Origin of the sequence: Streptomyces sp. NPDC060205, assembly GCF_042728395.1 — a bacterium.
Taxonomy (GTDB): domain Bacteria; phylum Actinomycetota; class Actinomycetes; order Streptomycetales; family Streptomycetaceae; genus Streptomyces.
Window position 1 is genome coordinate 1 of the sequence record NZ_JBHWZP010000334.1, and the last position, 9,860, is coordinate 9,860.

Genomic DNA, 9,860 nt, shown 5'->3' on the forward strand with positions numbered 1-9,860 from the left:
CCGCCCCCACCGCATCACCACAGCTCAGCGGAGCGTGAACGTCGACAGCCGCATGCCGTCCCCCAGCACCAGATACACGTCCTGACGGCCCTTCCAGGCACCGGCGGCGGCCGACAGCGGGGCGCTCACCTCGGCGTACGCGTACACGGACCCCGTGCCGGACACGGTCGCCGTCCCGACGAGCGTCCCGGCGGGCGAGCCGAGCCGCACCTCGACCTTCCCGGCCGCACCGGCCACCCGCGCCCTGAACTCCCGCGCGCCCGCGCCCAGTCGGGCATCGGCGAACTGCAGCCAGGCACCGTCCCGCGCGGCGCCCACGGCGGTCCCGCGCACCTTGGACTCGTCCACCAGCCGCACCCCCTCGTAGTCGTCGAAGTTCTCCGCCCGGGTCGTCCGGGAGAGGTCCCGCGCCGGAATCGTCTCGCCCGCCGCCTTCAGGGTCGTACGGGAGCGGATGTCCTCGGAGGACGCGCCCACCAGGACGTCGTACGTGCCGCTCTCCACCACCCACTTCGACCGGGTGACGTCCCAGTGCGCGAGGTCCTTCTCCCGCAGCTTCAGCCGTACCGTCCTCGTCTCGCCGGGCTTGAGCGAGACCCGCTCGAAGGCCTTCAGCTGCTTCAGGGGCTGCTTGTCGCGCGAGACGCGCTGGTGGGTGTAGAGCTGCACGACCTCGTCGCCGGCGCGGCTTCCCGTGTTCGTCACCGCGACCTCGTAACCGCCGTCGACGCGCCTCACCTGCCCGTAACGGAAGGAGGAGTACGAGAGTCCGTACCCGAACGCGTACAGCGGGTCGCCCCTGAAGTACTGGTACGTGCGGTCGTACTTGATGGTGTCGTACTCCAGGAGGGACGGCAGGTCCGCCTCCGAGCGGTACCAGGTCTGGGTGAGCCGCCCGGCCGGGTTCACGTCACCGAAGAGGACGTCGGCGAGGGCGTTGCCGGTCTCCTGGCCCGCGTGCGTGGTCCACAGGAGCGCCGGGACCTTCTCCTGGAGGGCGCCGAGGGTGGTCGGATAGCTGTTCTCGACGACCACGACCGTATGCGGGTTGGCCTTGCGCACGGCCTCGACCAGGGCTTCCTGGGAGGGAGCGAGGGACATGTCCTCGCGGTCGTCGTTCTCGCGTCCGTTGATCGCGGGCATGGACCCGACCACCACGACCGCCGCGTCCTTGCCCCGCACCGCCGCCACGGCCTCCTCGGTGCCGCTGCGCACGACGTCCTTCGCGTAGTGCGCGGCCTCGGACTTCGCGACCAGTCCGAGCGTGCCGTCGGAGCCCGTCGGGCCGAGGTAGACCGGGTTCGACCACCAGGGCTCGCGGGTCTCGTAGCCCGCGTACCGCAGCAGATACGTGCCGTCGCCCTGCTCCTCCAGCGCGAACTGCTGCTGGACGAACCAGCCGTTCGGCTGGACCTGGTCGTTGACGAAGTCCGACCAGTTGTAGCCGACGTACCTGCCGTTCGCGGCCGAGCGCAGGGTCACGATCCCGGCGCCCCAGTCGAACACGTCGAACTGCGCGGCCGTCCCGCCGCCCGCGCTCTCCTTCAGCGCCTCGCCGTCGGCGTCCGTGCCCGCCGTGACGTACGCGCCGCTCGCCGTGTTCCGCAGCGCGATCCGGTCGACGCCCTCGCTGCCGGTCACGGGAGTGCCGAGCCGCGCGGCGATACCGGCCTTCGGGGTGACGGCGTACGGGAGCGTGCCCGAGTACCAGTCGGTGTAGAGCGTGTCCGCGAGCGGGCCGACGACGGCCACGTCCTTCGCGGAGGCCTTCAGCGGCAGGGCGCCGCCCGCGTTCTTCAGCAGGACCGCCGCGTCGGCCGCCGCCTTCCGCGCGAGCTTCTGGTGCGCCGGGCTGTTGACCACCGACTTGTCGATGGACCCGTACTTCCCGCCGCCCGGGTCGAACTCGCCGAGCCGCACCCGGATGTCGAGGATGTGCCCGGCCGCCGTGTCGACGTCCGACTCCTGCAACAGCCCGTCGGCCAGCGCCGACCTGACGGCCGTGGTCGTCGGTACGGAGTTCGTGTCGTCCGTCGTGAAGCTGTCGATGCCCGCTTTCAGCGCCGCCGCGTTCCCCTCGGCCAGGGTGTCGTAGTACTTCTGACTGCCCGTGCCGGTCAGGTTGTTGGGCGCGTAGGCGTCGGTCACGTTCAGCAGGTCCTGCGAGGTCCAGGTGCGCACGTCGTCGTCGAGCGCCGGATTGACCGTGGCCGGGCGGCCGTTGACGAGGTTGTACGAGGACATCACGCCCGTCGCCGCGTCCGCCTCGATCGCGGGCCTGAACGCCTGCTCCTCGTACTCCTTCAGCACTCGTGGGCGCAGGTCGGAGGAGGTGGTCGTGCGGTCGGTCTCGTTGTTGTTGCCGAGGAAGTGCTTGAGCGTGGGGGCCGTCTTCAGGTGTTCGGGATCACCGCCGGTCAGCCCGGTGCCGTACGCGGTCGCCATCGAGCCGGTGAGGTACGGGTCCTCGGAGTAGCCCTCCTCGTTGCGGCCCCAGCGAGGGTCGCGCAGCGGGTTGACCACGGGCGCCCACAGATTGAGGCCCCAGCCGGTCGGGCGCTCCTGCTGGAAGCCGCGGGTCTCGTCGCCGACCGCCGAGCCGATCCGGCGGATCAGGGCGGGGTCCCAGGTCGAGGCGAGGCCCACGGCCTGCGGGAAGACGGTGGCCTCGCCGAGCCAGGCCACCCCGTGCAGTGCCTCGGTACCGGTCTTGAACGCCTGGATGCCCAGGCGGGGGATCGCGGGCTGCCACTGGTGGAGCAGGGAGACCTTCTCGTCGAGGGTGAGCCGGGAGAGAAGGTCGTCGACACGGCGGTCGACGGGGAGGCGGGGGTCGCGGAAAGGGTAGGCGGGGGTGTCGGCCGCCGCGGGGACGGTGGCGCCGAGCCCGCCGATCAGGGTGAATGCCAGGACGAGTGCGGTTCTCGATCTGCTCCTGCTTCTCTTGCCTTTCATGTCACGGCTCCTTCGCATAGGGCCTTGCACGAATGAAAGTCGGGTACGGCTCAGGGGCGCGGCCGGGTGCTCGCCCGTACCGTCAGCCGGGGCGGCAGCAGCGTGGCCTGCGGTACCGGCGCACCGCCCAGCTTCTTCATCAGCAGCTCCACCGATCCGGCGCCCACCTCGGCGGCCGGTATGGCGATGGAGGTGACGGGCACGCGGACGCGTCCGGCCAGTTCGTCCGGGCAGATCGCGGTGACCGACAGATCGCCCGGCACCCGTAACCCGAGCGCTTCGAAGGCGTCGATCAGCGGTTCCAGGATCGGCTCGTTGTGGACGACCACCCCCGTCAGCGCGGGCCGTTCCCGCAACAGCCGTTCGGCGACCTGCCGGGCCGCCGCGGGGTCCGCCTCGCACGGGTGGACCGAGGAGGAGAGGCCGTTGCGGTCGGCCGCGGCGGTGAAGCCCTGGACCACCCGCTGGGCGAACCCGGTCTCGCGCACGTACACCTCGGGCGGTGAGCCCACCAGGCCGATCACCCGGTGGCCGAGCCCCGCCAGATGCTCGACGCACAGCTCGCCCGCCGCCTTGAAGTCCAGGTCGATGCAGGTCAGCCCGGCGGGCTCGGCCGGGAAGCCGATCAGGACCGACGGCCGGTCCAGGCCGCGCAGCAACGGCAGCCGCCGGTCGTGGAGCTGGACGTCCATCACGATCAGCGCGTCCACGAGGGCGGTGTCCGCGACCCGCCGCAGCCCCTCCTCGCCCTCCTCCTGGGTGAGCAGCAGCACATCGTGGTCGTGACGGCGGGCGGCCGTCACCACGGACACCGCGAACTGCATGACGACCGGCACATGGATGCCGGCCCGCAGCGGGACCACGAGCGCCAGCACGTTCGACCTGCTGCTCGCGAGGGCGCGGGCGCCCGCGTGCGGCCGGTAGCCCAGCTCGCGGATGCTGTCCTCGACGCGCTGCCGGGTCTCCTCGGAGATCGGCCGCTTGCCGCTCAGCGCGTACGAGACGGTGCTGGGGGAGACCCCCGCGTGCCGGGCCACATCGGTGATCTTCACCATGCTCAGCCCCGCTCCCGGTCCGAGCCGTTTCCGGCGGCCGGCTCCAGTTCAGAGGGCTCCAGCTCCAAGTGCTCCAGCTCCAAGGAGAGGAACCCCGTCCCGGCCGCCGCCCGCGCGGTCCGGTCGCCCGCCGCCAGCGCCCAGGGCGCCCTCGGATCGCTCGACGAGGCCCGCAGGGTGTCGCCCTCCCGTACGACGGTGAAGGTCACCCCGTCCACGACCGCCGTGACCTGCGCGCCGCGCGCCAGACCGTACGCGTGCAGGGTGACCCCGTCGGCGTACGGGTAGTCGGGGCGGTCCTCGACGGAACCCACCGGGATCACCGCGCCCGGCCGGACGAGGAGCGGCACGCTGGAGAAGCCGTGCGTCTCGCGCACCCAGCGCGGCCCGGTCACCGTCCGCCCGGTCAGGAAGTGCGTCCAGGTGCCCTCGGGCACGTAGTACGACACGTCCCCGTCGTCGGAGAACACCGGCGCGACCAGCAGGTCGGGGCCGAGCATGTACTGCCGTTCCAGATGCGCGCACCCCGGATCGTCCGGGAATTCGAGCACCATCGCGCGCATCATCGGCACCCCGTCCGCGTGCGCGGTGCGGGCGGCCTCGTACAGGTACGGCATGAGGCGCAGCTTCAGGCGGGTGAACAGGCGCAGGACGTCCACGGACTCCTCGTCGAAGAGCCACGGCACGCGGTACGAGGAGCTGCCGTGCAGACGGCTGTGCGAGGAGAGCAGGCCGAAGGCGAGCCACCGCTTGAAGAGGGCGGGCGTCGGGGTGCCCTCGAAGCCGCCGATGTCGTGGCTCCAGTAGCCGAACCCGGAGAGGCCCAGCGACAGTCCGCCGCGCAGCGACTCGGCCATCGACGCGTACGTGGCCTCGCAGTCGCCGCCCCAGTGCACCGGGAACTTCTGGCTGCCCGCGGTCGCCGAGCGCGCGAAGACGACCGCCTCGCCCTCCCCGCGGTGCTTGCGCAGCACATCGAAGACGGTCCGGTTGTAGAGGTACGTGTAGTAGTTGTGCATCCGCTCGGGGTCGCCGCCGTCCGCGTACGCCACGTCGAGCGGGACCCGCTCCCCGAAGTCGGTCTTGAAGCAGTCGACGCCCTGCGCGAGCAGCGCCTCCAGCTTCGCCGCGTACCACGCGCGGGCGGCCTCGCTGGTGAAGTCGACGAGCGCCATGCCCGGCTGCCACAGGTCCCACTGCCAGACACTGCCGTCGGGCCGCCGCAGCAGATGCCCGAGCGCCTTGCCCTCCGCGAAGAGCGGGGAGCGCTGCGCGATGTACGGGTTGATCCACACGCTGATGTGCAGCCCGCGCTCCTTGAGGCGGGCCAGCATGCCCTCCGGGTCGGGGAAGACCCGCGGATCCCACTCGAAGTCGCACCAGTTGAACTCGCGCATCCAGAAACAGTCGAAGTGGAAGACCGAGAGCGGCAGTTCGCGTTCCTTCATGCCGTCGATGAAGGAGCTGACGGTCGCCTCGTCGTAGGAGGTGGTGAAGGACGTCGACAGCCACAGCCCGAACGACCAGGCGGGCGGCAGCGCGGGGCGGCCGGTGAGGGCCGTGTACTTGCGGATGATGTCCTTCGGGGTGGGCCCGTAGATCACGTAGTACGTCAGCTGCTGGGTCTCGGCGCTGAACTGGACGCGAGACACCGCCTCCGAGCCGACCTCGAACGACACCCGCCCCGGATGGTCGACGAAGACTCCGTAGCCCGCGTCCGTCAGATAGAACGGCACGTTCTTGTACGCCTGTTCGGTGGCCGTGCCCCCGTCGGCGTTCCACATGTCGACGACCTGGCCGTTCTTCACCAGCGGCCCGAACCGCTCGCCGAGCCCGAAGACATGCGTGCCGACGCCCAGGTTCAGCTGCTCCCGCAGATAGTGGCCGCCGCTGCCGGTGTCGCGCATGATGCCCATGCCCTTGGGGCCGCTGCTGGTGAGGGTGCGGCCGTCGGCGAGGAAGTCCACGTGCCAGGGGCCGGTACGGCTCACGCGCACGGACAGGGCGCCGGCGGTGAGGGTCGCGGAGTCGTCGTCGTACTCGGCGTGGGCGGTGAACTCCTCACCGCCGAGCCTGTTCAGCTCGAACTGCGGTCCCCTGGGCTCCTCGCCCTCGAAGTGCGTGAACGTGACGCCGATGACGTCGGGCATCGGGGCGTGCGCGCCGATCGTCACGACCGGTCCCTTCAGCAGATCGCCGCGATGGCGGATGGGCTGGGTCGGCGCGTGGATCTCCAGGGCCCCGGATCCGGCGCTCACATCGAGGACCTCGACCGGATGGGCGGCCGTCACGCCCTCGCGCAGCAGCCAGTAGCCGTCGGTGAACTTCACGCGCACACCCCTTACTTGACGGCACCCACGGCGATGCCGCGGGTGAGCGTCCGCTGGAAGACGAGGAAGAAGACGATGGCGGGCAGGACGCCCAGGAGGGCGGCGGCGTTCGTCATCGTGGCGTCCATCAGGCGCTGGCCCTGGAGGACGCCGAGCGCCACCGACACGGTCTGGTTGTCGTTCGAGATCAGCATGACCAGGGGGAGCAGGAACTCGTTCCAGGTCCAGATGAAGAAGAAGACCAGGAGCACGCCGATGGTGGGCCGGCTGACGGGCACCACGATCCGCCAGAGCACCTGCCACTTGTTCGCGCCGTCGATCCGGGCGGCCTCGATGATCTCGCGCGGGAACTGACCGAGGACCGAGGCGAGCAGATACGTGCCGAACGCGGCCTGGATCACGGTGAAGACGATGATCACGCTCAGCCTGGTGTCGTACAGGCCGGCTTCCTTGCTCAGGTAGTAGACCGGGTAGACCAGCGCCTCCTGCGGCAGCATGTTCGCCAGCACGAAGAAGGCGAGGACCCAGGTGCGGCCCTTGATCCGCCCGATGCCGATCGCGTACGCGTTGAGGACGGAGAGGACGACGGCCCCGAGGGCGACGGAGCCGCTGATGATCATCGAGTTGACGAGCTTCTGCCCGAAGTCGACGCGTTCCCAGAAGTCCTTGATGCCGTCGAGGTAGAGGCCCTCGGGGAGGCTCAGCGGGCCGTTCGCCGAGTACTCGGCGGGCGACTTCACCGCGTTGACGGTGACGATCAGGAACGGCAGGACCATGAACAGGGCGCCGATGACCAGGGCGAGGAGGACGGGGTAGCGGCGGAGGGCGGTCATGAGGCAGTTGCTCCTCGCTCGGTGCGGCTCATCGCACGACTCCCTGTTCGGCGTCCTCGGCACGGGTCTGGAGCTTCAGACCGGCCACGGCGAGCAGCAGGACGATCACGGTGAGGACGGTGGAGATCGCGGCGCCGTACCCGACCTGCGTCTTCTCGAAGAACGTGGTGAACGAGAAGTACGAGGGCACGTCCGTGGCCCCGCCCGGTCCGCCCTTGGTGAGCACGTACACCGCGCCGAACACCTTGAGCGCGGCGATCGTGCACCAGAGCAGCACGACATAGATCTCGGGCCTGATCTGCGGCAGCGTGACGTGCCAGAACCGGCGCCACCAGCCCGCGCCGTCCAGTTCGGCGGCCTCGTACAGCTGCGGGTCCACGCGCTGCAGGCCCGCCATGAAGATCACCAGCGGGAAGCCGAGCTGCACCCAGACCATCACGCCCATGACGCTGTAGAGCGCGAGGTCGGGATCGCCGAGCCAGTCCTGTTGGAGGCTCCCGAGGCCGACCGCCTTCAGGAGTTCGTTCAGCGAGCCGTTCTCGGGCGCGAGGATCCAGCTCCAGACGATGCCCGCGACCGCGATCGGCAGCACCTGCGGCAGATAGAAGCAGGCCCGCAGCACGGCGGCCGTCCGGCTGCCGAAGTGCTTGCCGACGAAGTCGAAGAGGGCGGCGGCCAGGACCAGCCCGAGGACGGTCGGTACGACCGCCATCGAGACGACCATGAACACGCTGTGCCGGAACGACGCCCAGAACTCGGCGTCGTCCATCAGCTCCCGGTAGTTGGCGAGCCCGGTCCACTTCGGGCTGCCGACACCCTGCCACTCGGTGAAGCTCACACCCGTGTTCATCAGGAAGGGCACGACGACGATCACGAGGAAGGCGAGGGCGCCGGGGAGGAGGAAGAGGGCGTAGGAGTCGCGGGGAGGGCGGGGTTTCCTGGAGGAATGGTGACGCGCTTCGACAGCTGTGTTCTTCCGCCCGCCCCGCTTCTCGACGGTGAACGTCATGGGGCCTGTACGCCCTTGTCGTACGCCGCCTTCACCGCGTCCAGGTAGGCGTCCGGCTTCGCGCTCCCGGTGATCAGCTTCTGGGTCTCGGAGACGAGGACGTCGTAGAAGCCGGGCGCCGGCCAGTCCGGGTAGAACGCCAGGCCGTCGCGCTCGGAGAGGGTGTTGAAGTTGGCGATGAGGCCCTTGGAGCGCGGGTCCGTGATGGCGGCGGGGTCGGCGGCCACCGGGACGCCGCCCTTGTTGCCGAGCAGGTTCTGGATCTTCTTCGACATGGTGATGTCGATGAAGTCATAGGCCAGTTCCTTGTTCTTGGCGCCCTTGGGGACCACCCACAGGTTGCCGCCCGAGCCGAGGGTCAGATTCGAGTTCGGCCACAGGAACGTGCCCCAGTCGAACTTGTTCTCCGCGGCGAACCGGCCGAACCACCAGCTGCCGGAGAACAGGATCGGGCTCTTGCCCTGCATGAAGGAGACCCCGGCGTCCTCGGCCTTCGCACTGGTGGTCTTCTTGCTGATGTAGCCCTTCTTCACCCAGTCCGCGAAGGTCTCGGCGGCGTACGTCCAGGCCGCGTCGTGGAAGTCCGGCTTCCCCTTGTAGAGCTGGTACGAGTCCACCCAGGCGCGGTCCGCCTTCGACAGCGCGAGCTGGTACAGGTACTGGTGGGCCACGTACTCGGCGCCCGCGTTGGCGAGCGGGGTGACGCCCTTGTCGACGAACGTGTCCATGGCGGCGGTCAGTTCGCCGAACGTCTTCGGCTCGGCGATGCCGTACTTCTTGAAGAGGTCCTTGTTGTAGAACACCATCGTGTACTCGGCGTAGTTGGGTATCCCGAACCACTTGCCGGAGCCCATCACGCCCTTGGCGTCGTACTGGCTGGTGGTGCGCACGCCCGCGCTGAGCTTCTTGTCCCAGCCGTGCTTCGTCACCTCCGCGGACAGGTCGGTGAGCAGGCCCTGCTGGGAGAGGTGGCCGGCCGTCGCGTTGCCCTTGTTGTACTCCATGAGGTCGGGCGCGTCATTGGAGTTGAGGACCATCGGGGCGGTCTTCTGGATCTGCTCGAAGCCCTTCTCCTCGAACTTCACCTCGACGCCGGGGTGGGTCCTCTCGAACTCCTTGATGGCCGCGTTCCACGCCACCGCCATGGCGCTGTCCGGGCTCTCGTAGTGCCACAGTTTGAGCGTCTTGCCGTCGTCGCCGGACCCGCTGTCCGAGTCACCGCAGGAGGCCAGGGCCAGCATCAGGGTGGTGCTCACCGCCGCGGCCGCCGCCGCCATCACACGCCTTCGCCTTCGTGCCGTCAACATCGTGTGCCTCCGGGGGAGTCGGACGGGTATCGGACCTCGCGCCCACCGCTCGCGCGGCGTGCGTCGAATCGATTCGACGTGAGCCGTCGAAGCGCTTCGACGGGGGAACGTATGTGGGGGCTCGGGGGGAGTCAATGGGGTGCGCGCGAATTGAACCACCCGTTCGACGGGCCGACCGGGGTGTGCCGGCACCCCATGAAACCGGCGGCACCGCTTTGGGTGCGGGCCGGTGGGGGTGGGCCGCGCAGTTCCCCGCGCCCCTTGGAGCGGCTGCGTCGCGTGGGGTGGTTCGTGCGGTGCGGGCCGGTGGGGGTCGGCCGCGCCGTTCCCCGCGCCCCTGAAAAGCGGCTGCGCCGCTCCAGGGGCAGCAC

At 69.8% G+C, this 9,860-nt stretch carries 6 protein-coding genes; all 6 read right to left on the reverse strand.

Going from position 1 to position 9,860, the window contains the following annotated elements; all coding sequences use genetic code 11:
* Positions 1–24: 24 nt before the first annotated feature.
* Genes ACFWGJ_RS36615 through ACFWGJ_RS36640 form a run of 6 tightly spaced genes read right to left on the reverse strand, consistent with a single transcriptional unit; the run spans position 25 to position 9,489 of the window.
* Positions 25–2,955: a glycoside hydrolase family 3 C-terminal domain-containing protein gene (locus tag ACFWGJ_RS36615; protein WP_387333230.1), complete on the reverse strand. Its 2,931-nt coding sequence runs from the start codon at positions 2,953–2,955 to the stop codon at positions 25–27.
* A gap of 50 nt (positions 2,956–3,005) precedes the next feature.
* Positions 3,006–4,010 (reverse strand): LacI family DNA-binding transcriptional regulator, encoded by a 1,005-nt coding sequence (locus ACFWGJ_RS36620; protein ID WP_387333232.1) that lies wholly within the window; start codon positions 4,008–4,010, stop codon positions 3,006–3,008.
* A gap of 2 nt (positions 4,011–4,012) precedes the next feature.
* Positions 4,013–6,340: an alpha-xylosidase gene (yicI, locus tag ACFWGJ_RS36625; RefSeq protein WP_387333234.1), complete on the reverse strand. Its 2,328-nt coding sequence runs from the start codon at positions 6,338–6,340 to the stop codon at positions 4,013–4,015.
* Between the two features lie 11 nt (positions 6,341–6,351).
* On the reverse strand, positions 6,352–7,173 hold the full coding sequence (locus ACFWGJ_RS36630) for a carbohydrate ABC transporter permease (RefSeq protein WP_387333236.1): 822 nt from the start codon (positions 7,171–7,173) through the stop codon (positions 6,352–6,354).
* Positions 7,174–7,201: 28 nt separating this feature from the next.
* Positions 7,202–8,182, reverse strand: a complete 981-nt coding sequence (locus ACFWGJ_RS36635; protein WP_387333238.1) for a carbohydrate ABC transporter permease — start codon at positions 8,180–8,182, stop codon at positions 7,202–7,204.
* Positions 8,179–9,489 (reverse strand): ABC transporter substrate-binding protein, encoded by a 1,311-nt coding sequence (locus ACFWGJ_RS36640; protein ID WP_387333240.1) that lies wholly within the window; start codon positions 9,487–9,489, stop codon positions 8,179–8,181. The genes ACFWGJ_RS36635 and ACFWGJ_RS36640 overlap by 4 nt, the downstream gene beginning before the upstream one ends.
* Positions 9,490–9,860: the final 371 nt, after the last annotated feature.

Bases quoted from the DNA above. Each gene is read 5' to 3' on its own strand.
- ACFWGJ_RS36615 (WP_387333230.1), bottom strand. From the start codon at position 2,955: ATGAAAGGCAAGAGAAGCAGGAGCAGATCGAGAACCGCACTCGTCCTG.
- ACFWGJ_RS36620 (WP_387333232.1), bottom strand. From the start codon at position 4,010: ATGGTGAAGATCACCGATGTGGCCCGGCACGCGGGGGTCTCCCCCAGC.
- ACFWGJ_RS36630 (WP_387333236.1), bottom strand. From the start codon at position 7,173: ATGACCGCCCTCCGCCGCTACCCCGTCCTCCTCGCCCTGGTCATCGGC.
- ACFWGJ_RS36635 (WP_387333238.1), bottom strand. From the start codon at position 8,182: ATGACGTTCACCGTCGAGAAGCGGGGCGGGCGGAAGAACACAGCTGTC.
- ACFWGJ_RS36640 (WP_387333240.1), bottom strand. From the start codon at position 9,489: ATGTTGACGGCACGAAGGCGAAGGCGTGTGATGGCGGCGGCGGCCGCG.